23 protein-coding genes and 1 pseudogene are annotated in these 26,780 nt (G+C 66.1%); 23 read left to right on the top strand and 1 reads right to left on the bottom strand.

The window, feature by feature from the left end:
- Positions 1-123: 123 nt before the first annotated feature.
- The 23 genes from rpoZ to TZ00_RS00005 all read left to right on the top strand — a co-directional run bounded on the left by rpoZ (position 124) and on the right by TZ00_RS00005 (position 25,970).
- On the top strand, positions 124-387 hold the full coding sequence (rpoZ, locus tag TZ00_RS00115; RefSeq protein WP_044438377.1) for a DNA-directed RNA polymerase subunit omega: 264 nt from the start codon (positions 124-126) through the stop codon (positions 385-387).
- Between the two features lie 136 nt (positions 388-523).
- The gene (gene coaBC, locus TZ00_RS00110; RefSeq protein ID WP_044439188.1) at positions 524-1,774 is read left to right on the top strand and encodes a bifunctional phosphopantothenoylcysteine decarboxylase/phosphopantothenate--cysteine ligase CoaBC; all 1,251 of its coding nucleotides are present in this window, start codon (positions 524-526) and stop codon (positions 1,772-1,774) included.
- Complete coding sequence (metK, locus tag TZ00_RS00105; RefSeq protein WP_044438375.1) at positions 1,771-2,967, top strand: methionine adenosyltransferase; 1,197 nt, start codon at positions 1,771-1,773, stop codon at positions 2,965-2,967. Before coaBC ends, metK begins: the two co-directional genes overlap by 4 nt.
- A gap of 3 nt (positions 2,968-2,970) precedes the next feature.
- On the top strand, positions 2,971-4,992 hold the full coding sequence (locus TZ00_RS00100; protein ID WP_044438374.1) for a primosomal protein N' family DNA-binding protein: 2,022 nt from the start codon (positions 2,971-2,973) through the stop codon (positions 4,990-4,992).
- Positions 4,989-5,924 carry a methionyl-tRNA formyltransferase gene (gene fmt / locus TZ00_RS00095; RefSeq protein ID WP_044438372.1) on the top strand — a complete coding sequence of 312 codons (936 nt, stop codon included), beginning with the start codon at positions 4,989-4,991 and terminating at the stop codon, positions 5,922-5,924. Before TZ00_RS00100 ends, fmt begins: the two co-directional genes overlap by 4 nt.
- Before the next feature lie 8 nt (positions 5,925-5,932).
- Entirely contained in the window at positions 5,933-7,342 is a 1,410-nt protein-coding gene (locus TZ00_RS00090) for an RsmB/NOP family class I SAM-dependent RNA methyltransferase (protein WP_044438371.1), read from the top strand.
- 50 nt (positions 7,343-7,392) lie between these two features.
- The gene (gene rpe, locus TZ00_RS00085; protein ID WP_044439187.1) at positions 7,393-8,061 is read left to right on the top strand and encodes a ribulose-phosphate 3-epimerase; all 669 of its coding nucleotides are present in this window, start codon (positions 7,393-7,395) and stop codon (positions 8,059-8,061) included.
- 9 nt (positions 8,062-8,070) lie between these two features.
- Entirely contained in the window at positions 8,071-8,334 is a 264-nt protein-coding gene (locus tag TZ00_RS00080) for a phosphoribosyl-ATP diphosphatase (protein ID WP_044438370.1), read from the top strand.
- An 82-nt stretch (positions 8,335-8,416) separates the two neighbouring features.
- A complete protein-coding gene (gene hisG / locus TZ00_RS00075) occupies positions 8,417-9,256 on the top strand; it encodes an ATP phosphoribosyltransferase (RefSeq protein ID WP_044438369.1) in 840 nt (279 codons plus the stop codon).
- 2 nt (positions 9,257-9,258) lie between these two features.
- The gene (gene hisF / locus TZ00_RS00070) at positions 9,259-10,020 is read left to right on the top strand and encodes an imidazole glycerol phosphate synthase subunit HisF (RefSeq protein WP_044438367.1); all 762 of its coding nucleotides are present in this window, start codon (positions 9,259-9,261) and stop codon (positions 10,018-10,020) included.
- Positions 10,017-10,394: a phosphoribosyl-AMP cyclohydrolase gene (hisI, locus tag TZ00_RS00065; protein WP_044438365.1), complete on the top strand. Its 378-nt coding sequence runs from the start codon at positions 10,017-10,019 to the stop codon at positions 10,392-10,394. The genes hisF and hisI overlap by 4 nt, the downstream gene beginning before the upstream one ends.
- Positions 10,391-11,923, top strand: a complete 1,533-nt coding sequence (locus TZ00_RS00060) for an anthranilate synthase component I (RefSeq protein ID WP_044438364.1) — start codon at positions 10,391-10,393, stop codon at positions 11,921-11,923. The genes hisI and TZ00_RS00060 overlap by 4 nt, the downstream gene beginning before the upstream one ends.
- A complete protein-coding gene (locus TZ00_RS00055) occupies positions 11,920-12,663 on the top strand; it encodes a Trp biosynthesis-associated membrane protein (protein WP_044438362.1) in 744 nt (247 codons plus the stop codon). The genes TZ00_RS00060 and TZ00_RS00055 overlap by 4 nt, the downstream gene beginning before the upstream one ends.
- Positions 12,664-12,725: 62 nt before the next feature.
- Complete coding sequence (locus TZ00_RS00050) at positions 12,726-12,956, top strand: DUF6704 family protein (RefSeq protein ID WP_044438359.1); 231 nt, start codon at positions 12,726-12,728, stop codon at positions 12,954-12,956.
- A 3-nt stretch (positions 12,957-12,959) separates the two neighbouring features.
- Positions 12,960-13,739: an indole-3-glycerol phosphate synthase TrpC gene (trpC, locus tag TZ00_RS00045; protein ID WP_044438358.1), complete on the top strand. Its 780-nt coding sequence runs from the start codon at positions 12,960-12,962 to the stop codon at positions 13,737-13,739.
- Positions 13,736-14,965, top strand: a complete 1,230-nt coding sequence (gene trpB / locus TZ00_RS00040; protein WP_044438356.1) for a tryptophan synthase subunit beta — start codon at positions 13,736-13,738, stop codon at positions 14,963-14,965. Before trpC ends, trpB begins: the two co-directional genes overlap by 4 nt.
- On the top strand, positions 14,962-15,765 hold the full coding sequence (trpA, locus tag TZ00_RS00035; protein WP_044438354.1) for a tryptophan synthase subunit alpha: 804 nt from the start codon (positions 14,962-14,964) through the stop codon (positions 15,763-15,765). Before trpB ends, trpA begins: the two co-directional genes overlap by 4 nt.
- 168 nt (positions 15,766-15,933) lie before the next feature.
- A complete protein-coding gene (gene lgt, locus TZ00_RS00030; protein ID WP_044439186.1) occupies positions 15,934-16,917 on the top strand; it encodes a prolipoprotein diacylglyceryl transferase in 984 nt (327 codons plus the stop codon).
- An 87-nt stretch (positions 16,918-17,004) separates the two neighbouring features.
- A complete protein-coding gene (gene gltB, locus TZ00_RS00025; protein WP_084605820.1) occupies positions 17,005-21,651 on the top strand; it encodes a glutamate synthase large subunit in 4,647 nt (1,548 codons plus the stop codon).
- On the top strand, positions 21,644-23,101 hold the full coding sequence (locus TZ00_RS00020) for a glutamate synthase subunit beta (RefSeq protein ID WP_044438348.1): 1,458 nt from the start codon (positions 21,644-21,646) through the stop codon (positions 23,099-23,101). Before gltB ends, TZ00_RS00020 begins: the two co-directional genes overlap by 8 nt.
- A gap of 91 nt (positions 23,102-23,192) precedes the next feature.
- Entirely contained in the window at positions 23,193-24,632 is a 1,440-nt protein-coding gene (gene pyk / locus TZ00_RS00015) for a pyruvate kinase (protein ID WP_044439185.1), read from the top strand.
- Between the two features lie 154 nt (positions 24,633-24,786).
- Positions 24,787-25,074 (top strand): hypothetical protein, encoded by a 288-nt coding sequence (locus TZ00_RS00010; RefSeq protein WP_044438346.1) that lies wholly within the window; start codon positions 24,787-24,789, stop codon positions 25,072-25,074.
- 5 nt (positions 25,075-25,079) lie between these two features.
- Positions 25,080-25,970 (top strand): FHA domain-containing protein, encoded by an 891-nt coding sequence (locus TZ00_RS00005; RefSeq protein ID WP_044438344.1) that lies wholly within the window; start codon positions 25,080-25,082, stop codon positions 25,968-25,970.
- A gap of 707 nt (positions 25,971-26,677) precedes the next feature.
- Here the strand turns inward: TZ00_RS00005 and TZ00_RS19550 are convergent.
- Positions 26,678-26,780 (bottom strand): annotated as a pseudogene (locus TZ00_RS19550) (IS982 family transposase); the annotation flags it as partial.

Raw genomic sequence — 26,780 nt, 5'->3', positions numbered from 1 at the left:
CTAATCCGAGTGATTAGCGGCTAATCCAAGGTAGACTTGTCTACTTGTGCACGGTGAACCCCGCACGATCACCGCACGATCTTTTCTCAATCCGGCCGGCGAGGCCAATCAAGGAGTATCACCATGGTCAACAGGGCACAGGGCATCATCGATCCCCCCATCGACGAACTGCTGTCGAAGGTTGAATCCAAGTACGCGCTCGTGATCTTCGCGTCGAAGCGCGCCCGACAGATCAACGACTACTACGCCGACCTTCACGAGGGAAGCCTCTTCGACAACGTCGGACCGCTGGTCGACTCGACGATCGACGACAAGCCCCTTTCTGTCGCGATGCACGAGATCAACGAGGACAAGCTCACGGTCAAGCCCATCGCGGCCACCGAGTAGCAGCAGCGAATGCAGGTCCGTTCCCCGGGCTGTCGTCGGGCAAGCGCCCGCACAGCGGGGGAGCGGATTCGTTCGTTAACGGCAGAGGCATGCATGGCGGAGGGGCAGGACTGACGTGACACAACCGCAGAAGCGACTGCGCATCGTGGTGGGAATCACGGGAGGCATCGCAGCGTACAAAGCCGTCGGCGTCGTACGTGCTTTCGTGCTGGCCGGCCACGATGTGCAGGTCGTCGCCACAGAGCACGCTCTGCGCTTCGTCGGCAAACCCACGCTCGAAGCGATCTCCCGCAACGTCGTGCATACCGACCTCTATGAGGCGGTGGCGGAGGTGCGGCATGTGTCGATCGGCCAGTCCGCCGATCTCATCGTCATCGCCCCGGCCACGGCGAACTCGCTCGCCAAGATGGCAGCCGGTCTGGCCGACGATCTTCTCGGCAACACCGTCCTCGCCTCGAAGGCACCTATCGTGGTGGCGCCGGCGATGCACACCGAGATGTGGCAGAACGCCGCCACCGTGGCGAATGCCGCCCTGCTCGCGTCCCGCGGCATCCATTTCGTCGGGCCGACGAGCGGCCAGCTCACCGGCGCCGACTCCGGCGCCGGTCGGATGGCCGAGGTCGACGACATCGTCGCCGCATCGCTGGCCGTCGCTGCGGCCGCACACCCGGAGCCCCGCCGGGACCTCGACGGCGTTCGCCTGCTCATCACCGCCGGCGGAACCCGAGAGCCGCTCGACCCTGTGCGGTTCATCGGCAATCGCTCGAGCGGTCTGCAAGGAGCAGCGCTGGCGGAGTCGGCGGCCGTGCGTGGCGCGCAGGTCACCCTGATCGCGGCGCATGTCGAGGTGCCGCTTCCACAGAACGTCACGACCGTCTCTGTCGAGACGACCGCTCAGCTGGCCGCCGCGGTCGAGGCGCACGCCCCAGCGAGCGACGTCATCATCATGGCGGCGGCGGTGGCCGACTACAGGCCGGCCACGATTTCGAACGCCAAGATCAAGAAAGAGACCGTCGGCGACACGCTGACTCTCGAGTTGGTGAAGAATCCCGACATCCTCGCCGGCATCGCGGCCCGTGCCGGTGCCGACCAGCTCGTCGTGGGCTTCGCTGCCGAGACGGCGGACACCGACGAAGCCCTCCTCGAGCTAGGCAGAGCCAAGATCGCTCGCAAGGGCTGCGACTTTCTCGTGGTCAATCGAGTCGGCTGGACCGAGGGCTTCGCCACTCAACGAAACACCGTGACGGTCCTCGACCGGGCCGGGTCTATAGTGATCGAGGCCCAGGGCAGCAAGCTGTCGGTGGCCGATGAGATCCTGTCCGTACTGGCCGAGCGACTGCTCGCAGACAGGCACCGCACCCCCTCAGAATTCCCTGGAGCACCATGACGAGCCTTCGCCTCTTCACGTCCGAGTCCGTCACCGAAGGACACCCCGACAAGATCTGCGACCAGATCTCCGACAGCATCCTCGATGCCCTGCTCGAGGTCGATCCGGCGAGTCGCGTCGCCGTCGAGACTCTCGTGACCACCGGCCTCGTGCACGTCGCCGGTGAAGTCACGACGTCCGGCTACGTCGACATTCCCACGATCGTGCGCGACAAGGTGTCGTCGATCGGCTACACGTCGAGCGACGTCGGGTTCGATGGAGCGAGCTGCGGCGTCTCGGTCTCGATCGGCGCTCAGTCGCCCGAGATCGCTGCCGGGGTCGACAACGCGTGGGAGAACCGCCAGGGCGAGACCCGCACCGATCCGTTCGACCTGCAGGGGGCCGGCGACCAGGGAATCATGTTCGGTTTCGCTACCACCGAAACGCCTCAGCTCATGCCGCTGCCCATCTGGCTCGCGCACCGCCTGGCCGAGCGCCTCGCCGAGGTGCGCAAGTCGGGCCAGCTCGGCTACCTGCGGCCCGACGGCAAGACCCAGGTCACCATCGGTTACGACGGCATCGTGCCGAAGACCATCGAGACGGTGGTGCTGTCGACCCAGCACACGGAGTCGGTGACGAACGCCGATCTCTTCCACGACATCGAAGAACTCGTCATCAAACCGGTTCTCGCAGACAGCGATCTCGACTCCCGCTCCGCGGACTTTCTCATCAACCCCACAGGCAGGTTCGTCGTCGGCGGCCCCCAGGGCGACGCCGGCCTCACCGGCCGCAAGATCATCGTCGACACCTACGGGGGCGCGTCGCGCCACGGCGGGGGAGCCTTCAGCGGCAAAGACCCGTCGAAGGTAGACCGCTCGGCGGCCTACGCCATGCGCTGGGTCGCGAAGAACGCGGTCGCCGCCGGATTCGCCGACAGGCTCGAGGTGCAGGTCGCCTATGCCATCGGCAAGGCCGCGCCCGTCGGACTCTACGTCGAAACGTTCGGAACAGGAAAGCTCCCAGACGAGCGCATCATCGAGGCGATCAACGCGGTCTTCGACCTCCGCCCGGCGGCCATCATCCAGCACCTCGATCTGCTGCGCCCCATCTACGGCGCGACGGCCACCTACGGTCACTTCGGTCGTGAGCTTCCCGATTTCACCTGGGAGAAGCTCGACCGTGTCGCAGACCTGCAGGCCGCTGCACGCATCTAGGTGATGGCAGCGCAGGCCGCGCCGGAGCAGCTGCTCATAGCGCGGGTGATGCTCGAATCACCCCTCCCGCAGCTCGACCGACTCTTCGACTACGCCGTACCGGCCGCGTTGCGCGGGCAAGCGACACCGGGGGTCCGCGTCAAGGTTCCTCTCCGGTCGGCAGGACGCATCGCACGCGGGTACATCGTCGAGACCACAGAGGCGGTCGAGTACTCCGGTACCCTCAGCGAGATCGATGAGGTCACCTCGTCGGTGCCCGTTCTGACGCCGGCCGTCTGGAATCTCGCCAGGCGAGTGTCGGAGCGCGCCGCGGGCAGTGCAAGCGATGTGGTGCGGTTGGCCGTTCCCCCTCGTCAGGTGCGCGTCGAGAAGGCGTGGCAGCTCGAGCAGCAGTCGGAGAATCCGCCTGTCGAGTACCGGGCGAACCCCACGGTGACCGGCTACGGGGAGCGCATCATCGACTCTGCTCTCGATGCGGGCAAACGCGTGGCCGTCGCCGCGATCCCAGCCGTGCACGAGGTTTCTCCCGGTGTCTGGGTCGGCCGCTGGGCCGTCACCCTCGCCGAGGCGGCTGCACGCACGCTCGCATCCGGGCGCAGCGCCATCGTCGCCGTGCCCGACTACCGCGACCAGCAACAACTGATCGAAGCCCTCGCCGTGCTCGTGCCGCTCGACCGCATCTCGCAGCTCGATGCACGCCAGCCGAACGCCGACCGGTACCGCGCATTCCTCCGCTGTCTCGAGGCGGCTCCGCGCGTGATCGTGGGCAATCGCTCCGTCGTCTACGCACCCGCAGAGAACCTCGGGCTGATCGCTGTCTGGGACGACGCCGATCCGCTGCACAACGAGCCGCTGAGTCCGTACGTCTCCACGCGTGACGTCGCGCTGGTGCGCCAGGAACAGTCCGGCTGCGCCCTGCTCTTCGCCTCACACTCGCGCAGCACCTGGCTCGAGCGGCTGGTCGAGATCGGCTATGTCGCGCCGTTCGCACCCGATCCCGCTGTGCTCCCTCACGTCATTCCCACCGCAGACCAGCCGGGGGCGGATGCCGCGGCACACGCCCGCATCCCCTCCGCGGCCTGGAACACCGCTCGGCGGGCCCTCGAAGACGGGCCTGTTCTCGTGCAGGTCGCCCGGCCCGGCTACGCTCCGGTGCTCGCATGCCAGGATTGCCGCACTCCCGCACGCTGCCGCGTCTGCGAAGGCACCCTCCGTCTCGGCGGCGCCCACCAGACTCCGTCGTGCGAGCTATGCGGGGCCATCGCCGCCGACTGGCACTGTCGGCACTGCGAATCGACGCGCATCCGGCTCGTTACCGCCGGCACCGGCCGCACGGCCGAGGAGCTCGGCCGCGCGTTCCCGGGCGTCCGCGTCATCGTCTCCGACGGCGAGAGGCCGCGTCTCACCGTCGACGCCCGACCCGCGCTCGTCGTCGCCACTCGAGGGGCCGAACCCGTCGCAGCCGGCGGATACCGGGCCATCCTGCTGCTCGACGGTGAGCGCATGCTCGCCCGCGAGTCCCTCACCGTCGCCGAAGATTGCCTGCGCTGGTGGTCGAATGCCATCGCTCTGGCTGCGCCGCGCGCACCCGCCATCATCGTCGGCGTCGGGGGAGCACTGGCTCGCGCACTGGTCACCTGGAGCCAGCACCGATTCGCGGCGGCCGAGCTGCCCGACAGGCGAACTCTGCGGTTTCCTCCCATGGTGCGGCTCGCCACGGTCACGGGGCGTCCAGAAACAGTCGAACAGGCCATCTCCTCCCTGCCCGATTCGGTGGAGGGGCACGAATCGGCGACAATTGACGTACTCGGCCCGGTCGATGCCGGCGATGGCCTCGTTCGTGCCACGATCCGATTCGACTACGCGTTCGGCTCCGAGGTCGCCCGAAGTCTGCGCTCATCGATCATCCGCAATTCCACGGGACGAACGAAGCGTCAAACGAGCAAGGCTACCGGCACCAAGACCAGCTTCAGACCTCCGCCTGTGCTGAGGGTTCGATTCGACGACACGGAGATCCTGGAATGAAACTCGTCTTCGCCGGCACTCCGGCCGTTGCCCTGCCCACGCTCGAGACTCTCGCCGTGCGTCATGAGATCGTGTCAGTCATCACACGAGAAGACGCGCCGCAGGGGCGCAAGCGCGTACTGACTCCTTCTCCGGTCGCGTCCAGGGCATCCGAACTCGGCATTCCCACGATTCGAGCGAACAGACTAGACGACGTCGTCACGAAGCAGGTCGCCGATCTGCAGCCCGACCTCGGTGTCATCGTCGCCTACGGCGGGCTCGTGCGCAGCCCGCTCCTCGAGACGCCGCGCCTCGGATGGATCAATCTGCACTTCTCGTTGCTGCCTCGCTGGCGAGGCGCAGCACCGGTGCAGTGGTCGATCATGAGCGGCGACAGCGAGGGCGGCGCGTCTGTCTTCCAGCTTGTGGCCGCCCTCGACGCCGGGCCTGAGTTCGCCCGCGTCGTGCGACCGATCGGTGCCCACGAGACAGCCGGTCACCTGCTCGAGGCGCTGTCCCACGAGGGAGCGGCACTCACACTGAAGGTAGTCGACGAGCTCGACGCAGGAACCGCCCGATCCACCCCTCAACAGGGTGAGGTCACGCTGGCTCCGAAGATCACGCTCGAACACGCCCACATCGACTGGCACGACGACGCCGATGTCGTGTTCCGTCGCATCCGGGCCACGACACCCGAGCCTGGCGCTTTCACGATCATCGACGGCCTCAGGCTCAAGGTTCTCCAGGCCGCGCCCGCCTACGACACGGCCGCGCTCCGCCCCGGCGCGCTCAACACCGACGGCGGCAAAGTCCTGATCGGCACATCAACGACGCCCATCGAACTACTCCGCGTTCACCCCGCCGGCAAGAAGCCGATGTCGGCGGCCGACTGGTGGCGCGGTCTCGCCGCAGATCAGCCTCATGGCGCAGACAGCCCAGCCACCGACAGATGAGACACACCATGAACTCCAGGCCCCGCTCCTCTCAGATCGTGCAGCCGGCGCGCCGCATCGCCCTCGAGGTGATCACCGCCGTGCGTGAAGACGACGCATACGCCAATCTGCTTCTGCCGACGAAGCTGGCGAGGGCGAAGCTGCAGACCAACGATGCCGCCCTGGCCACCGAGCTCACGTACGGCACTCTTCGCATGCGCGGCTACTACGACAGAGTCATCTCCCTGGCGGCCGGCAGGCCGGTCGAGAAGATCGACCCCGTCGTTCTCGATGTGCTCGAGCTGGCGACCCACCAGCTGCTGGGCATGCGCACGGCCAGTCACGCCGCCGTCAACGAGTCCGTCGAGCTCGCCCGACTCGTGAGCTCCCGCTCGGCGACCGGATTCGTCAACGGTGTGCTGCGCAGCATCACCCGCAGCGACCCCGACGCGTGGCGCGACCGTGTGATCGCGGATGCCAAAGACGACGACTCCCGACTCGCGGCCGAGTATTCGCACCCCACCTGGATCATCCGCGCGTTTCGTCGCTCATTGTCAGCGTCGGGGGTGTCGCCAGACGCGTTGGAGGACGAGCTGCGCGACCTCCTCGAGGCCGACAATGTGCCGCCGAGGCTAGGCCTTGTCGCTCTTCCCGGCCTGGCCGATCGCGGCGATATCGGCATTCCCGGGCGCGCGACACGCCGTTCGCCCATCGGCTTCTCGGCCACCGGGGGAGACCCCAGCGACATCGCCGAGGTGCGCGCCGGCACCGTGCGGGTGCAAGACGAAGGATCGCAGCTCGCGGCTCTCGCTCTCAGCCGCGCCGCGTCGATCGCCCCGGGCGAGAAATGGCTCGACCTCTGCGCCGGCCCCGGCGGAAAGTCCGCCCTCCTCGCGGCCGAGGCACGATTGGGCGGAGCCGTTCTCACCGCCAACGAGCCAGTTCCGGCCAGGGCCCAATTGGTGCGCAACGCCCTCGAGGCCATCGATGATCCTCCCGAGGTTCTGCAGCTCGACGGCACGACCATCGGTGCCCTTCACCCGCAATCGTTCGATCGCATCCTGGTCGACGCGCCATGCACCGGCCTGGGCGCCCTCCGGCGCAGACCGGAGGCCCGCTGGCGCAAGAGCCCGCGCGACGTCGCCGATCTGGTTCAGTTGCAGGAGCGACTCATCGACTCGGCCGTCGAGGCTCTGCGGCCCGGAGGCATCCTGGCCTACGTCACCTGCTCGCCCCACGTGGCCGAGACACGTGGGCAGGTGGTAGGCGCCCTCTCGCGATGGGGAGAGCGGCTCACCGCCATCGACACTCGATCCGTCGTCGCGGCGATCGCCGGCGAGAATGCCGAGCAGGAGCAGCACGCGTCGCAGGTGCAGCTGTGGCCCCACATCGACGCGACCGACGCCATGTTCATCGCCCTGTTCCGCAAAACAGCGTGAGCTCGTGACCCGATGCCGACCGCTCCGCCGCGCTGGATAAGCTGATGACCATGCCCGTGCGTATCAACCCCAGCATCCTGGCCGCAGACTTCGCGCACCTCGCGACGGAGCTCGACCGCATCTCGTCGGCCGATGCCGTGCACGTCGACGTGATGGACAACCATTTCGTGCCAAACCTGACTTTCGGCATCCCGGTGGTCGAGCGTCTCCTCCAGGTCACCGAACTGCCCCTCGACATGCACCTGATGATCACCGACGTCGACCGTTGGGCCCCGACCTTCGCAGAGCTCGGCGTCTTCTCCGTCACGTTCCATGCCGAGGCCACCGACGAGCCCGTCGCGCTGGCCCGCCGCCTGCGGCAGATCGGAGCGCGAGCGGGCCTCGCGATCAAGCCAGGCACGCCCGTCGAGCCCTACCTCGAGGTGCTCGCAGAGTTCGATCAGCTGCTGGTCATGACCGTCGAACCGGGCTTCGGCGGGCAGTCGTTTATGCCGGAGACGATGTCGAAGCTCGTCGCGGCGCGCGAGGTGGCGTCGCGCAGCGGACTCGACGTGTGGCTGCAGGTCGACGGCGGCATCAACGAGCAGACCATCGAGGTGGCCGCCAGGGCCGGTGCCGACACCTTCGTCGCCGGGTCGAGCGTGTTCGGCGCCGACGACGCGGGCGCGCAGGTGCAACTGCTCCGCCAGAGGGCGCTCGAGCACACCCATGTCGCCTAAACTGCTCAGGTGAAGACTTTCGATGAGCTGTTCTCCGAGCTGAGCGCCAAGGCGCTCGAGCGCCCAGACGGTTCCGGCACGGTCCGCGAGCTCGACGCCGGCGTCCACTTCATCGGCAAGAAGATCGTCGAAGAGGCCGCCGAGGTCTGGATGGCGGCCGAATACGAGTCCGATGACGAGATGGCGGCCGAGATCTCCCAGCTGCTCTATCACCTTCAGGTCCTCCTGATCGCCAAGGGCCTGACCCCGGCCGACGTGTACCGACATCTCTGAGCACGGTCGCATCCGTTCGTTCTCATAGCTGCCCAGACTGACGCCGGTTCTCACCCGCCAGTCGACAATTCGAAAGACTCTTATGCTCAAGATCGCGGTGCCCAACAAGGGTTCCCTGTCCGAAACCGCCGTGCAGATGCTCGCCGAGTCGGGATACCAGACCCGTCGCGACACGCGCGAGCTGCACCTCGTCGATGAGCGCAACGGAGTGGAGTTCTTCTACCTCCGCCCCCGCGACATCGCCACCTATGTGGGCAGCGGTGCTCTCGACATCGGCATCACGGGGCGCGACCTGCTCCTCGACTCGGAGTCTCCCGCGCGTGAGATCGCGTCGCTGCAGTTCGGTGAGTCGACGTTCCGCTTCGCGGGTCCGGATGGCGGCTTCGCCGGCGTGTCCGAACTCGAGGGCCGGCGGGTCGCGACGAGCTACCCGGGTCTGGTGAAGGCATTCCTGGCTCAGCACTCCGTCTCTGCGACGCTCGTGCGCCTCGATGGCGCGGTCGAGTCGGCCGTGCGCCTCGGGGTGGCCGACGCCGTCGCCGACGTGGTGTCCACCGGTTCTACGCTGAAGAAGGCCGGCCTCACGATCTTCGGCCCGGTGATCCTCGAGTCCTCCGCAGTCGTCATCTCGTCGGGCATCGACAAGCCTGGGGCCGATACGCTTCTGCGTCGACTGCAGGGCGTCCTGGTCGCCCGTCAGTACGTGCTGATGGACTACGACGTGCAGCTGGCGAAGCTCGATGCCGCGGCGGCGATCACTCCGGGCCTCGAGTCTCCTACCATCTCGCCGCTCCGTGACCCCGAGTGGGTCGCCGTGCGGTCGATGGTGCCACTGGCCGACACCAATCAGGTGATGGACGCTCTCTACGACGTTGGCGCGCGCGCGATCCTCGTCAGTCCCATCCACGCCGCTCGGATCTGACCGTGAGCGTCGCCATCCGTGTGATTCCCTGTCTCGACGTGGCCGCGGGTCGCGTGGTGAAGGGAGTCAACTTCGAGAATCTCCGCGATGCGGGTGACCCGGTCGAGCTCGCCCGCATCTACGCCGAGCAGGGGGCCGACGAGCTCACGTTTCTCGATGTGACCGCCACAGTCGACGATCGCTCGACGACCTACGACGTGGTCAGGAAGACCGCGGAGCAGGTCTTCATCCCGCTCACCGTCGGTGGGGGAGTTCGCTCGAGCGACGACGTGGCCAGACTCCTCGCATCCGGGGCCGACAAGATCGGCGTGAACAGCGCGGCGATCGCGAGGCCCACCCTGATCGACGAGATCGCCGACAGGTTCGGCGCGCAGGTGATCGTTCTGTCGCTCGACATCAAACGGAGCGACAGCGTGCCGTCCGGCTTTGTCGTCACGACGCACGGCGGTCGGCGCGAGACGACGCTCGACGCCCTCGACTGGGCCGCCGAGGCAATCAGACGGGGGGCCGGCGAACTTCTGGTCAACTCGATCGATGCCGATGGAACGAAGGACGGCTTCGACCTGGAGCTCATCGGCGTGATGCGCTCGATCAGCCGCGTGCCCGTAATCGCGTCGGGTGGGGCCGGTCGTCTCGAACATTTCCCCGAGGCCATCCGCGCCGGCGCCGACGCGGTGCTCGCCGCGAGCGTATTTCACAACCGTGAACTGACCATCGGCCAGGTCAAAGACGAACTGAGACAAGACGGAGCATTGATCCGATGACACAGACAGCAGACGATGTCGAGGCCGTTCTCGCTCGCGCGAATTTTGCCGCAGACGGCCTTCTCCCGGCAATAATCCAGCAGTGGGACACGAAGGACGTTCTTATGCTGGGATATATGAATTCCGAAGCCCTGCGCCGCACGCTCACCGAGGGCCGAGTCACGTTCTGGTCTCGCTCACGCCAGGAATTCTGGAGAAAGGGCGACACCTCAGGTCACGCACAGTACGTGCGCGGGGCCGCCCTCGATTGCGACGACGACACCCTTCTGGTGCAGGTGGAGCAGATCGGTGCGGCCTGCCACACGGGGGCCCACGCATGCTTCGACGTCGATCCTCTCGATCCCGTCATCGGCGGGGTCGGAGAGCCGGCATGATCGGCGGGCGCGTCGCATCGACGACGAGGCAGGAATTCGACGAGTTGCTCGGCACCCACCGCGTTCTGCCGGTGCTTCGAACTCTCTTCGCCGATGGCGAGACGCCCGTTGGTGTCTATCGCAAGCTCGCTCGGGGCCGAGCCGGCTCCTTTCTGCTCGAGTCCGCGGGCCAGGGCGGCGTCTGGTCGAGGTTCTCGTTCATCGGCGTATCGAGCTACGGGGTCCTCACCAGTGACGACGACCGTGCCGTGTGGGTCGATCTCGGCCTGCCCGAGTCCGAGGCGTTCCCCGACGGGCTGCCCGAGCAGCCCCTCGCCGCCCTTTCCTCCCTCTTCCACACGTGGCAGACGCCGATGATTCCCGGTCACCCGCCGTTGACAGGTGGACTCGTGGGCTTCATCGGATGGGAGACCATCAGGCAGATCGAGCATCTGCCTCACCGCCCGCCGGCGGACTACTCGGTTCCCAGCCAGGCCATGGGGTTCGTTCGCGACCTGATTGTGATCGACCATCTGACGGGCACCGTGCAGCTGATCTCCGCCGTGCTGGCCGATCCCCTCGGCGACTCCGATGCTCAGTGGAGCGAGGCGCAGGAACGTCTCGACGCCATGCAGGCCGAGCTGGCGAAGCCCACCGAGGCGAGGCTTGACGACGCCGACTTCGACACGGTCGGCCAGCCGGTCGCACGCACGGAACGAAGCGACTTCCTCGACGCCATAGAACGGGCCAAGGTGCATATCCGTGACGGCGACGTATTCCAGGTGGTCATCTCGCAGCGCTTCGATCTCGAGACCTCGGCGGAACCCATCGATGTCTACCGGGTGCTGCGCACGCTGAACCCCAGCCCGTATCTCTACCTGCTGGCCCTCGAACGCCCCGATGGAACTCCCTACACGATCGTCGGCTCCAGCCCCGAAGCACTGGTCAAGGTCGACAACGGTCGGGCCTTCACGCACCCCATCGCCGGGTCGCGCCCGCGTGGAGCGACGGTCGAACGCGACATCGAGTTGGAGCACGAACTCCTCGGCGACGAGAAAGAGAAGTCGGAGCACCTCATGCTCGTCGACCTGGCCCGTAACGACCTGCTCAAGGTATGCGTGCCGGGCACCGTCGAGGTCACCGAGTTCATGCGCATCGAGCGCTTCAGTCACATCATGCATATCGTCTCGTCGGTCGAAGGGGCGATCCGGCCCGGAGTCACCGCGATCGACGTCTTCAGCGCGACGTTCCCCGCCGGAACGCTGTCGGGCGCACCCAAACCTCGGGCCCTCCAGATCATCGATGATCTCGAACCCGCGCAGCGCGGCGTCTACGGAGGTGTCGTCGGCTACTTCGGATTCGCGGGCGACGCGGATCTTGCCATCGCCATCCGCACGGCCACGATCGAGTCCGGCGTTGCGCATGTACAGGCGGGCGGAGGACTGGTGGCAGACTCCGACCCCGACTCCGAGTTCCTCGAGTCGCAGAACAAGGCGGCGGCGCCTCTTCGGGCGGTCGCCATCGCGAACGCCATGCGGCGGATCGTATGACGAGCGAAGACCACGCGTCCGCCTCGCCGTCGAGACAGGGATCGGCGCGACTCAAGGGTCTGATGATTCTCGGTGTGCTCGCGGTGAGCGCATTGGTCTTCCTTGCCTGGTCGCAGTCGTGGGGAACACTCACCGTGACGGCCGACGGGGCATCCGGCCACGCTCTCGATGTGCCCGGCTCAACCGCGGCGCCGGCGTTGGCCGCACTCGGACTCGCCGGACTCGCGAGTGCCGCCGCCCTGGCCATCGCCGGGCCTGTCATCCGCATCGTGCTCGGAGCGCTCCAGGTTTTGCTGGGCGCGAGCATCATTCTCTCCGGCACCGGGCCGCTCGTCGATCCGGTGTCCGCCGGAGCGCCCATCGTGACCGCGGCGACCGGCGTCGCCGGAACCGAGTCGATCCGCACGATCGCGCGCAGCGAGGCCGTGACCGCGTGGCCGGCCGTCGCCATCCTGCTGGGCGCTCTGCTCGCGCTTCTGGGCATCGCCGTGGCCGCCACGACGACCCGTTGGCCTGCTTCCGGCCGCCGATACCAGGCGGTTCGCTTCGCCTCCGAAGACGGCCGTGTGCTCGGCGCCGACGAACTCGTCGATCTCGGCGGCGACGATTCCGAGAACCACGGCGTCGATGCGGTCGTGCCCGACGCCGACGAGAGTCCGGACGACGCCGCGGTGCGCCGCAAGGCGGCATCCGTCGACAACTGGGACAGCCTGAGCCGGGGAACAGACCCCACCGCGTAGCCCACGGGCACAGGAACGCGTATTCGTTTCGACTACTATTGACCCCGAACAAGAGGAGTTCCATGAGCAACGTATCTGAAGAACCGGGACACGGTCACTCGCCGGCGGCCTGGACCGCTGTGATCGTTATGCTGATCGCTTTCAGCATCGGCACCGTCGCCTTTTTCTTCGACGTGCAGTGGCTCGTCTGGGCGTCCGCCGGTCTTCTCGTCGTGGGCGCGATCCTCGGCAAGGTGCTGGCCGTCGCAGGTTTCGGCGCCTACAGCCCGCGCTACGCCGGTAAAGGACACTAGAGGGTGCTCGCACAGCTCCTCGCCGGCGCAATCGAGGATGCAGAGACACGACAGCAGAGCGCGAGTCTCGCATCTGTCGAAGCCGCCGCGCTTTCCGCGCCCGCGCCCCTCGACGTGCTCTCCTTTCTTGCACCCGCCGAGCACGTCAAGGTGATCGCAGAGATCAAGCGCTCGAGCCCGTCCAAAGGTGCCCTCGCCGAGATCGTCGATCCTCAGGCTCTCGCCCGTGAATACGAGGCGGGCGGCGCGAGCGCCGTCAGTGTGCTCACCGAGGGTCGCCGCTTCGGCGGATCACTTGACGACCTGCGCGCCGTGCGCGCGGCAATCGGCATCCCGGTTCTGCGCAAAGACTTCATTGGCCTCGAGTACCAGGTGTTCGAGGCGCGCGCCGCGGGTGCCGACCTCGTTCTGCTCATCGTCGCCGCGCTCGACCAGGCGACGCTCGTACGGTTGCACGCGCTCATCACCGAGCTCGGCATGACCGCGCTCGTCGAGACGCACTCGGCCGACGAACTCAGCCGCGCAATCGATCTCGGTTCCCGCGTGATCGGTGTCAACGCACGCAACCTCAGCACGTTCGAGCTCGATCCCGACCTCTTCGGTCGGCTCGCTGGCAGCATTCCCGACGGCACCATCCGCATCGCGGAGTCCGCGGTGAAGACCGCCGCCGATGTCGCCCACTATCGCCGGGCTGGCGCCGACGTGGTGCTCATCGGAGAGGCGTTGGTCACCCATGGCAGTCCTCGCGAGACCCTCACAGAATTCCTGAGCGTAACCTCATGACCGTAGAAGCGCCCCCCACCCACCTGCGCGATGAGCAGGGTCCGTTCTTCGGCGAGTTCGGTGGACGGTTCATGCCGGAGTCGCTCATCGCTGCTCTCGACGAGCTCTCCGCCGCATACGACGACGCGAAGGCAGACCCCGAGTTCCACCGCGAGCTCACCGAGCTGCACCGCACCTACACGGGGCGGCCCTCGATCATCACCGAGGTCCCTCGCTTCGCAGAGCACGCCGGTGGCGCCCGTATTCTGCTGAAGCGAGAAGACCTGAACCACACAGGCTCGCACAAGATCTGCAACGTGCTCGGGCAGGCCCTCATCGCCAAGCGCATCGGCAAGACCCGACTGATCGCCGAGACGGGCGCCGGTCAGCACGGCGTCGCCACCGCGACCGCCGCGGCTCTCTTCGGCATGGAGTGCGTCGTCTACATGGGCGAGGTCGACACCGAGCGGCAGGCGTTGAACGTCGCCCGCATGCGACTCCTCGGAGCGGAGGTCATCCCCGTGACCACCGGCACACGCACTCTGAAAGACGCACTCAACGAGGCCTTCCGCGACTGGGTCGCCAACGTCGAGAACACGCACTACCTGCTGGGCACCGTTGCCGGCCCTCATCCGTTCCCCGTCATGGTGCGCGACTTCGTCAAGATCATCGGTGAAGAGGCGCGTCAGCAGGTCATCGACCTGACCGGGTCGCTGCCGGATGCCGTGGTCGCCTGCGTGGGCGGCGGATCGAACGCAATCGGCATCTTCCACGCGTTCCTCGACGACCCCGAGGTCGCACTTCACGGCTTCGAGGCCGGCGGCGACGGTGTCGACACGCTGCGCCACGCGGCCAGCATCACCATGGGTCGCCCCGGCGTGCTGCACGGATCGCGCAGCATCATGCTGCAAGACGAAGACGGCCAGACCATCGACTCCCACTCCATCTCGGCCGGCCTCGACTACCCGGGCGTCGGTCCCGAGCACGCGTGGCTCGCCTCTATCGGCCGCGCCACCTACACGCCGGTCACCGACGCGGCCGCCATGCAGGCGTTCAGGCTGCTCTGCCAAACCGAGGGCATCATCCCCGCCATCGAATCGGCACACGCTCTCGCCGGCGCTATCGAGCTCGGTCGCACGCTGGGTGAGAAGGCGACCATCCTCGTGAACCTGTCCGGCCGAGGAGATAAAGACGTCGAGACCGCGGGCGCCTACTTCGGCGTTCTGGATGCCGGGGCCGGCGCATGACCGCCATCGGCGTCATCGAGTCTCCCGTCGCATCCGCAATCGAGGCCAGCCGTCGGTCGCGAGCTGGAGCCCTCATCGGCTACCTTCCCGTCGGCTTTCCGACTCTCGATGAGAGCATCGACGCTGCCGTCGCACTGGTCGAGAACGGTGTCGACGTTCTCGAGCTCGGCATCCCGTATTCCGATCCGGTCATGGACGGCCCGGTCATCCAGAAAGCGACGCAGGCATCTCTCGACGCGGGCTTCCGACTTCGTGACGCCTTCACGGCTGTCGAGAAGATCAGGGCCAGGGTCGACGCGCCCATTCTGCTCATGACCTACTGGAACCCTGTCGTGCAGTACGGCGTCGCGCGATTCGCAGACGACCTCCGCTCCGCCGGGGGAGCCGGGCTCATCACACCCGACCTCACGGTCGACTCCGGCGCCGACTGGCTGGCCGAGAGTGACCGAACCGGTCTCGACAGAGTCTTCCTCGCCGCGCCGACGTCGACAGACGAGCGTCTGCGTCTTGCCGTCGAGAACAGCCGCGGATTCGTCTACACGGTCTCCACGATGGGAACGACGGGTGCGCGCGCCGAATTAGGCCTGGCAGCAGAGAAGCTCGTCGCACGCCTGCGCTCCGTCGGATCAACCAGCGCCTGCGTGGGCATCGGCGTCTCTACCGCGGAGCAGATCGCCGAGATCCTGGGCTATGCCGACGGCGCCATCGTCGGGTCGGCGCTCGTCCGCGCGCTTGCCGAAGACGGCGTCGACGGGGTGGCCCGCCTCGCCGCGCAACTGGCCACCGGCACCGGTCGCTGACCGGCTCTCCCTCCGTCCTACAATAAGCATCAGCCCCTCTACGTCTGAACTCCCGCTTCGGCGAGCGAACAGACTTCCGCATGAGCACAACACGATGAAAGGTCGAAACCGTTGGTCTTCGCCCCCACAAGCATCCCCAGCCCTACGTGGCAGGGCTTCAGTATCGACATCAGCGGATTCACCGGGTGGCTTCATAGCCTCGGGCTTCCGCAGTATGCAAGCACGCTGGAGATTCGCGCGTATGCGCTCTGCATCCTCACGGGAATCGTGCTCGCCACCATCTTGACCTCGCGTCGGCTGACCGCGCGTGGAGCCGAGCCGGGCGTTGTGCTCGACATCATCCTCTGGGCGATCCCTTTCGGCATCATCGGGGCGCGCATCTACCACGTGCTCACGCACCCGGGCGACTACTTCGGTGAGGGCATCGAGTGGTGGAAGGTCTTCGCCGTCTGGGAGGGTGGCATCGCGATCTTCGGCTCGCTCATCGGAGGCGCGGTCGGCGCCTACATCGGGTGCCGACTGAGCGGCATCCGATTCTGGACCTTCGCCGACGCCCTCGCGCCGGGCATGCTGCTCGCGCAGGCTGCCGGTCGGTTCGGAAACTACTTCAACCACGAGCTCTTCGGCACCCCGACCGATCTGCCGTGGGGTCTCGAGATCCCGCAGCCGAACGACGCAATCCCGGTGGGTCTCGCCGATGGCACGCTGTTCCAGCCCACCTTCCTCTACGAGGTCATCTGGAACCTGGCCGGCGTCGCCGTCATCCTGCTGCTCGAGCGCAAGCTCCACCTGCAGTGGGGCAAGGTCTTCGGCGTCTACCTGATCTGGTACGGCATCGGCCGCGCCGTCTTCGAGACGATGCGCGTCGATCCGAGCGAGATCTTCTTCGGCGTGCGCACCAATGTCTGGGGAGCATGGGCCGCGATTCTGGTCGGCCTTCTCATCATTCTGATCCAGCGCCGCGAGCACCCCGGTGCGGAACCGGGGCCGTACCGACCGGGCGCAGAGTGGGTGCCCGCGGGTGCTGGGGTAGAATCGAGCGACACTTACTCGGATGACGAGCTCAGGGGCGATGGAGCCACCGATTCTCCCGAGAAAGAACCCGTCGCATCAGGCGCCACAAGCGTTGTCGGTGCGAAATCCACGAACTGAACATGACAGTCGCGCAACTCGCGTCCTCAGCTTCCGAACACCCCTACAGCCGACACGACCCGACAGGGCATCACGGCATTTCCCTTCATGGGCCAGCGGCGTCCCAGATCCTTAAGTAATCACGTAGAGGACGGCACTTCCTTGTCCCAGCAGCCACGGTCCGAGCAGCCCCCGCATTCCCGTTTCAGTTCCGTCCCCGCAGCACAGGGGTTGTACGACCCCGCAGCGGAGAAAGACGCCTGCGGCCTTGCCATGGTCGCCACTCTGCGAGGCACGGCAGGGCACGACATCATCGACACCGCCCTCGGCGCGCTTCGCAATCTCGAACACCGTGGCGCGATCGGCTCCGACGCCGGAACGGGCGACGGTGCAGGAATCCTCACGCAGATCCCGGACGAGTTTCTCCGTGCCGTCGGCCCGGCCGAGCTTCCTCCGGTCGGCCACTACGCGGTAGGCAACGCGTTCCTTCCGACGGATCCGTCCGAGCGAGAGACGATCGTGTCGCGCATCGCCGACATCGCCGAGTCCGAGGATCTGCGCATCCTCGGATGGCGCGAGGTGCCGATCCGTCCGGATGAGCTCGGTCGTCTCGCCCGCGCCGCGATGCCGGCGATCTGGCAGCTCTTCGTCTGCAGTGTCAACCACGACGCCGAGGGCGCTCCCCTCAGCGGACTCGTCCTCGACCGACTGACCTATCGCCTGCGCAAACGAGCGGAACGTGAGCTCGAGGTGTACTTCATGTCGCTCTCGTCGCGAACCCTCACCTACAAGGGCATGGTCACGACGCTCCAGCTCGAGCCCTTCTATCCCGACCTCTCCGACGAGCGCTTCGCCTCGAAGCTCGCGCTCGTGCACTCGCGTTACTCCACCAACACCTTCCCGTCATGGCCTCTGGCCCAGCCACTGCGCATGATGGCGCACAACGGCGAGATCAACACCGTGCAGGGAAACCGCAACTGGATGCGCGCACGCCAGTCCCAGCTGGAGTCGGAGGTCATGGGCGACCTGACGCCGCTTCTGCCGATCGTCACGCCCGGGGCCAGCGACTCCGCGTCGTTCGATGAGGTCGTCGAACTGTTGACCCTCGCGGGTCGATCGCTTCCGCACGCCATCATGATGATGGTCCCCGAGGCGTGGGAGAACCAGACCGACTTCGATCCCGAACGCAGGGCATTCTACGAGTACCACTCGATGCTGATGGAGCCATGGGACGGCCCCGCCGCGCTCGTCTTCACCGACGGCGACCTCGTCGGAGCGACTCTCGACCGCAACGGCCTCCGTCCCGGACGTTACCTGGTGACCGACGACGACCTCGTTGTGCTGGCCAGCGAGATCGGCGTCATCGACGTCGACCCTGCCAAGGTCGTGCGCAAGGGACGTCTGCGTCCCGGCAACATGTTCCTCGTCGACACTGCCGCCGGTCGCATCATCGAGGACGAGGAGATCAAGGACACACTCGCCGCCACCGGGCCCTACGCCGAATGGCTCGATGCGGGCCGCATCAACCTCCGCGACCTTCCCGAGCGCGAGCACATCGTGCACACGCCCGCGTCTGTGACCAGGCGTCAGCGCACCTTCGGCTACACCGAGGAGGAGATTCGCATCCTCCTGATGCCGATGGCCAAGAACGGCGCTGAGCCGCTGGGCGCCATGGGCTCGGACACGCCCATCGCCGTGCTGAGCGAACGGCCTCGACTGCTGTTCGACTACTTCACGCAGCAGTTCGCGCAGGTGACGAATCCTCCGCTCGACTCGATCAGAGAAGAGGTCGTCACCTCGATGCGCCTCGGACTCGGGCCCGAGCGAAATCTCCTCGCCGCGACTGCCGAGCACACGCGCCAGGTCATTCTCGACTTCCCGGTCATCGACAACGACGAACTTGCGAAGATCCAGCACATCGATCCCCATTCCGGCAGTCGCATCACAACGACGATCCGGGGTCTCTACAGGGTCGAAGACGGGCCGCTCGCCATGCAGGAGCGCATCGCCGAGATGTGCCGCGAGGCCGATCAGGCCATCAATGACGGCGCCGCCTTCATCGTGCTCTCAGACAGGGACTCTAACAAAGACCTGGCTCCCGTTCCGTCGCTGCTGATGCTCTCTGCGGTGCACCACCACCTCATCCGCCAGGAGACCCGTATGAAGGTCGGCCTGATCGTGGAGGCCGGAGACGTGCGCGAAGTGCACCACGTCGCCCTCCTCATCGGATATGGCGCATCTGCGGTCAACCCGTACCTGGCCATGGAGACCTGCGAGAACCTCGTGCGCAGTGGTCGCCTGACCGGTCTGACTCCGGAGAAGGCGGTCAAGAACGTCATCAAGGCGCTCGGCAAGGGCGTTCTCAAGATCATGTCCAAGATGGGCATCTCAACCGTGTCGAGCTATGCGGGCGCACAGGCGTTCGAGGCCGTCGGCCTCGGAACCGACTTCGTGCGCGAGTACTTCACCGGAACCACCACCAAGCTGGGTGGAATCGGAATCGACGTCGTCGCATCCGAAAGCGCCAGCAGGCACCGCGCCGCGTATCCCGAAGACGAGGCGGCGTCGGCACATGAACCGCTCGCGACCGGCGGCGAGTACCAGTGGCGCCGAGAAGGTCCGCCGCATCTGTTCAACCCCGAGACCGTCTTCCGGCTGCAGCATTCGACGCGCAACCGTCGCTACGACATCTTCCGCGACTACACGCGGTTGATCGACGAGCAGGCAGAGAATCTCATGACTCTGCGAGGACTCTTCAAGCTGCGCCACGGCGCCCGCCCGGCTGTTCCCCTCGACGAGGTCGAACCGATCGAGTCGATCGTCAAGCGATTCTCGACCGGTGCCATGAGCTACGGCTCCATCTCGCAGGAGGCCCACGAGACGCTGGCGATCGCGATGAATTCCATCGGTGCCAAGTCGAACACGGGAGAGGGCGGCGAAGACACCGACCGTCTCCTCGACCCGCGCCGGCGCAGTGCGATCAAGCAGGTCGCATCCGGCCGTTTCGGCGTCACGAGCATGTATCTGACGCACGCCACCGACATCCAGCTGAAGATGGCTCAGGGAGCGAAGCCCGGTGAGGGCGGCCAGCTCCCTCCGACCAAGGTCTACCCCTGGGTCGCACGCACACGTCATGCGACCGCCGGAGTCGGACTGATCTCACCGCCCCCGCACCACGACATCTACTCGATCGAAGACCTCAAGCAGCTGATCTTCGACGTCAAGCGCGCCAACCCGCTGGCCCGCGTGCACGTCAAGCTGGTCAGCCAGTCGGGCATCGGCGCGGTTGCCGCGGGCGTGACCAAGGCTCTCGCCGACGTCGTGCTCGTCTCCGGCCACGACGGAGGCACGGGCGCGAGCCCGCTGAACTCGCTGAAGCACGCGGGAACCCCGTGGGAGATCGGACTCGCCGAGACGCAGCAGACGTTGATGCTCAACGGTATGCGTGACCGAGTCGTCGTTCAGGTCGACGGCCAGATGAAGACCGGCCGCGACGTGATCATCGGCGCCCTGCTCGGTGCGGAGGAGTACGGCTTCGCCACGGCGCCGCTCGTCGTCGAAGGCTGCATTCTGATGCGTGTCTGCCACCTCGACACGTGCCCCGTCGGAGTCGCGACGCAGAACCCCGAACTCCGAGCCCGCTTCACCGGAAAGCCGGAATTCGTCGTGAACTTCTTCGAGTTCCTGGCGCAAGAGGTGCGCGAGTACCTCTCCGAGCTCGGTTTCCGCTCGCTCGAAGAGGCGATCGGACACCACGAACTGATCGACATGAACGGCGCGATCGAGCACTGGAAGGCTGACGGTCTCGACCTGAGCCCGATCCTCGTCGGACCGGAGTTCGCCGATGACGAGCCGCGCTCGAATCGGCGCCAGCAAGATCACGAGCTCGAGAAGCACTTCGACAACCGCCTCATCCGTGAAGCGCAGTCAGCACTCGAGCTCGGCGAGCCCGTCGCCATCACACTTCCGATCCGCAACACAGAACGCGCGGTGGGAACGATGCTCGGCAACCAGGTCACCCTGAAGCACGGCGAGGCCGGGCTTCCCGAGGGCACGATCCAGGTCACGCTGCTGGGTTCGGCCGGTCAGTCCTTCGGCGCTTTCCTGCCGTCGGGAATCACCCTGCGACTCGAGGGGGACTCGAACGACTACGTCGGCAAGGGTCTCTCGGGCGGGCAGATCATCGTTCGACCCGACCGCCGGAGCCAGTTCGCGGCGGAAGACAACGTGATCGCGGGCAACGTGATCGGCTACGGAGCAACTCGCGGCAGCATGTTCATCCGCGGAATCGTGGGGGAGCGTTTCCTCGTCCGCAACTCCGGAGCGACCGCCGTCGTCGAAGGCGTCGGCGACCACGCGCTCGAATACATGACCGGTGGCCTGGCGCTGATCCTCGGCTCGACAGGCCGCAATCTCGGCGCCGGCATGTCCGGCGGAACCGCCTACATCCACCGCCTGCGCACTGAGAGCGTCAACCGCGACTCGCTCGCGACCGGCGAGCTGTCTCTGCTTCCTCTGGGAAGCGCCGACGCGGAGATCGTTCGCGATCTCCTCACCCGTCATGAACTCGAGACAGGATCGACGCGTGCCGCGGCGATGCTGGCCGATTTCGACACGACCGTGACGGAGTTCGTCAAGGTTCTTCCCCGCGACTACGCCGCGGTGCTGGAGACCAGGCAGACGGCCGTCGATGAAGGACTCGACCCCGACGGCGAAATCGTCTGGGGACGCATTTTGGAGGTTACCGGTGGCTGATCCCAAGGGATTCCTGAAGGTTCAGGAGCGTGAGCTGCCCAAGAGACGACCGGTCTCGGTGCGGCTCATGGACTGGAAAGAGGTCTACGAGCAGGGCGATCCGTCCGAGCTTCGCCGTCAGGCGGGCCGCTGCATGGACTGCGGCATCCCGTTCTGCCATCAGGGATGCCCGCTGGGCAACCTGATTCCGGAGTGGAACGACCTGATGTTCCGCGGCGAGGGCCGACAGGCGATCGAACGTCTGCACGCCACGAACAACTTCCCGGAGTTCACCGGTCGACTCTGCCCGGCGCCCTGCGAGAGTTCCTGTGTTCTCGGGATCAACCAGCCGGCCGTCACCATCAAGCAGGTCGAGGTCTCGATCATCGACCAGGCCTTCGCCAACGGATGGGTGCAGCCGCACCCGCCCGAGCGCCTGAGCGGCAAGACAGTCGCTGTCGTCGGATCGGGCCCTGCCGGCCTGGCCGCAGCACAGCAGCTGACCCGAGCGGGCCACACCGTCGCCGTCTACGAGCGCGACGACCGCATCGGCGGGCTGCTGCGCTACGGCATCCCCGACTTCAAGATGGAGAAGAAGCAGCTCGAGCAGCGGCTGAACCAGATGATGGCGGAGGGCACACGATTCCGCGCCGGAATCACCATCGGCGTCGACATCTCCTGGGCCGACCTGCGGGCTCGCTACGATGCCGTCATCGTCTGCACCGGCGCGACCGTTCCCCGCGACCTTCCGATCCCGGGCCGCGACCTCTCCGGTGTGCACTTCGCCATGGACTACCTGGTGCAGCAGAACAAGATCGGCGCGGGCGACACCATCGCCGACCAGATCACGGCAGAAGACAAGCACGTGGTGGTTCTGGGCGGCGGAGACACGGGCGCAGACTGCATCGGAACGGCCCACCGTCAGGGAGCCCGCTCGGTCACCAACCTGGCCATCGGAGCCCAGCCGCCGAGCGAACGCCGACCCGATCAGCCCTGGCCGACGTTCCCCACCCTGTTCGAGGTCTCCAGCGCCCACGAAGAGGGCGGCGAGCGGCAGTTCCTCGCCTCAACGGTCGAGTTCCTGTCGAACGAGTCAGGCGAGGTGCGCGCAATCCGCGTGGCCGAGACAGAGTTCGTCGACGGTCGACGTGTGCCCAAGGCGGGCACGGAGCGTGAGATCCCGGCCGACCTGGTTCTTCTGGCTCTGGGATTCACGGGTGCTGAGCACGCCGACCTCACCAGTCAGCTCGGAACGCAGTTCGACGATCGCGGAGCAGTCGGCCGCGCCAACGACTACCAGACGAGCGTGCCCGGTGTCTTCGCGGCCGGCGACGCCGGTCGAGGTCAGTCGCTGATCGTCTGGGCGATTGCTGAGGGACGTGCTGCGGCATCGGCCGTAGACGAGTACCTTGAAGGTGCCACGGAACTCCCGTTCCCCGTCAAGCCCACCGACCGCTCGATCTCGATCTAGCTTTCCACCCCGTTCCATCCTTCATCCGATTCAGCCACTGATCCCGATTGCGCCCTGCTTGGGCGCAGAGAACACGGAGTACCACTACACGATGAGACGCGCAAAAATCGTCGCCACCCTCGGCCCGGCAACCTCAAGCTACGAAGACATCCGGGCGATCATCGACGCCGGTGTCGACGTCTGCCGCATGAACCTGAGCCACGGCACCTATGACGTGCACGAGGGCATCTACGCCACCGTGCGCCAGGCTGCAGCCGACTCGGGTCGAGCTGTCGCCGTGCTGGTCGACCTGCAGGGTCCGAAGATCCGCCTGGGAAAGTTCGAAGGTGGCCCCTACTACCTCAACGAAGGTGACATCTTCACCATCACGATCGATGACGTGCTCGGAACGAAAGAGCTCTCCGGTACAACATTCAAGGGCCTGCCTCAGGACGTGAAGCCGGGCGATTTCCTGCTGATCGACGACGGCAAGGTCAAGGTCGAGGTCATCGAGTCCGACGACCGCACGGTCACCACGAAGGTCATCGTGGCGGGCAACGTCTCGAACAACAAGGGAATCAACCTCCCGGGCGTCGCGGTCAACGTGCCGGCCCTGTCGGAGAAAGACGAGGCCGACCTGCGCTGGGGCCTGAAGCTGGGCGCCGACCTGATCGCCCTATCGTTCGTTCGTGACGCAAAAGACGTCGAGCGTGTGCACGAGATCATGGCCGAGGAGAACCGCCGCGTTCCCGTCGTCGCCAAGATCGAGAAGCCTCAGGCCGTCGACAACCTCGAAGAGATCATCGACGCGTTCGACAGCATCATGGTGGCTCGCGGCGACCTGGGCGTCGAGCTTCCTCTCGAGGCCGTTCCTATCGTGCAGAAGCGCGCGATCGAGCTGTCGCGTCGTATGGCCAAGCCCGTCATCGTGGCGACGCAGATGCTCGAGTCGATGATCTCCAGCCCGATCCCCACCCGCGCAGAGACGTCCGACGTCGCGAACGCCGTTCTCGACGGCGCCGACGCGGTGATGCTGAGCGGCGAGACCAGCGTCGGTGAGTACCCCGTCATCACGGTTCAGACCATGGCGCGCATCGTCGAGTCCACTGAGGTTCACGGGCTCGACCGCATCCCTGCGCTCGGCACGAAGCCGCGCACTCAGGGCGGTGCCGTCACGCTGGCCGCCGAAGAGGTGGCCAACTTCGTCGAGGCGAAGTTCGTGGTCGTCTTCACCGAGTCGGGCGACTCGGTGCGTCGTATGTCGCGCCTCCGCTCGAAGATCCCCATGATCGGGCTCACTCCTGAAGAGGGCATCCGCAACCGCATGGCCCTCACCTGGGGCGTCGAGTCGTACCTCACAGAGCGTGTCAAGCACACCGACCAGCTCATGGTGCAGGTCGACGAGGTGCTTCTCAGCAAGGAGTTGGCAGAGGCGGGCGACAAGGTCGTCGTCATCTGCGGATCCCCTCCCGGAAAGTCGGGCACGACGAACGACATGCGTATCCATGTCGTTGGGTCAGCCCACAACCCCTCCAAGGCCGAGGTCGTCTAGAGCTAGAGCTCACCATCTCGCCTGCACGAAGCGCCTCCTCGCGATCATCGCGAGGAGGCGTTTCGGGTGTTCGGGCCCTACACCTCGACCCTGCTTCTGGCAATGGTCGGCCTCAGCTCTGTCGCCCCTCGTCTACCCGGCATAGTGTCAGCACATGACAGACACATCGAACGACGAAGTTCATGGCGGAGCAACACCGTCCAATGCATCCACCGGCCCCGATGGCAAGACGATCGGTGACTGGACGGATCTCGGACGAGAGATGTGGTCGTATCTCACGGGCCGCGGCGCCGCGGTCAACTACAGTTTTGTCGACATGGTCGTCGAAGTGCCGCGAGACATCGGCCCGGACGCCCCGAGAGCAATCTGGAAGTTCAACGGAACCCTGAGAATCACGACGAGCGACGACCAGGCGCCCGGCTCAGACCCGCTCCGCTCCTGACGATCATGGCCGCATCGATCCGTTTCGACATCGACCTGACGTTTCAGCTCGACGACGGTGACGGCAACACCATCGAGGGCTCGATCACTGCCGGCGGTTCCACCATCGAGATTCTCGTGTCGCGCCCCGAAGCATTCGTGGACCGCACGCGAGTGTCGCTGGCACGCATCCGGGATCTCGCCGGTGGGCTCGCCCGTCGGGGCGTGACCGTTCAGCTGTCCGGTCCTACGGGCATGGTGGGGGAGTTGGGCTCCGTCAAGACGTCGATCGCGCAGCGAGTCGCCTCGGGCTCACCGCATATCCGCCTGGGTAAGCCGGGCGTCGTCACATCGCTGCTGATGCGTCGCGCCGATGCCGCACGACGCGTTGCCCTTCCGCCATCGACGCTGCTCCCTCTCCTGCCGACGTTCGACCGTCGCGCTCGGTTTCGTCCGACCACAACCCACGCCGCACCCGGATCCGGTCGACCTCGGCTGATCTTCGTGATCGGTTCTGAGAACTGGGATGGATCACCGCCGAAGGAATTCGAGCTCCTCGACGGAGTGACGGTCATCGGTTCTGGTCCCGATGCCGATCTGCAACTCGACGGGCTCGAACCCGTGCACGCCACCATCACGCACACCGCCGACGACGAGTACACCCTGAGGCTCAACTCCGAGACGCCCGGCGACATACCGCTCCTCGATCGGGATTCCCCGCGTCGTCCGCTCGGTCGTGTCTTGCGCACGGGCGCACGCATCGAACTCGGCGCGTGGCGGCTCGGGTACTTCCGGGCGGAGTTCGCCGACCACGGGCGGCCGTTCGGTGGCCGACTGGGCGGAGAACTCTCCCGGCAGAAGCCGCAGCCGCCTCGACCGGGTGCCCGACGCGATGGGTCTGGCACAGTAGTGTCCTGAACAAGTGAGGCGTCCGGGGTGGAGATCGATCTGATTCCTGTCTACGGCACGACTCACTGTTATGCGGTTGATGAGTCAACTCGGTTCTATACTGCACGCCGCAATCCTCGGGTCAGCCGACCACGGATCGACCTCCTCTCGTCAGTCAGAAGACGATCACTGAACGCCTCCGCGGAGCCATCGGCGACGCGGCTCAGGCGCTCGATCTTCGGAACGGCACGGATGATCTCCAGTGGAGCACATACAGGGACCTGACCGCAGCGGATGCTGCGCACGCGGCCGTCGAGACTCTCGAGGTCAGATGGGAACACGTGGGAGGCCAAAGTCCGCTTCGCGGTGGGCGGTCATATACGTGGCGAATGACCTCTGGGCTGACAAGCATCGGATCTGGAGATGAACAGGTGGCGTCGCTTTTCAGTGCAGAACCTCGGTCAGTAGATTGGATCGATCAGATGCCAGAGCAGCACTTGTCCTGCGATATAAGGCAGACGGTCCTGATCATCTCAATGATCCTGAGACGGAACAGACTTGTTTTCGGGCAAGAGACACGGCGGCCCCTTGGAAGCGGCCTGGACCGTCCGTATCCCTCGAGGTCGATGGCCGGTGAAATTGGATTTCGCCGCGTTTGGAAGCATAGGCACTGATGGTGCGATGAGGTCGGTCGTATCTGCGTCTCGCAGGGTCTAGATGAGTGAGTCCGATTCGTTTCAGTGGTCGTAGGCGATGAGGGAGCGTTTGGCGGGGGCATTGATGAGCCAGTTGTGCCAGATCCCGGCGGCGAGGGCGAGGAGTCTCGCGGCGACGCGGGAG

Origin of the sequence: Agreia bicolorata, from assembly GCF_000938265.1 — a bacterium.
Lineage (GTDB): Bacteria > Actinomycetota > Actinomycetes > Actinomycetales > Microbacteriaceae > Agreia > Agreia bicolorata.
Note: the sequence above shows the minus strand (reverse complement) of the source record. Positions and strands in the feature narration are given on the sequence as shown.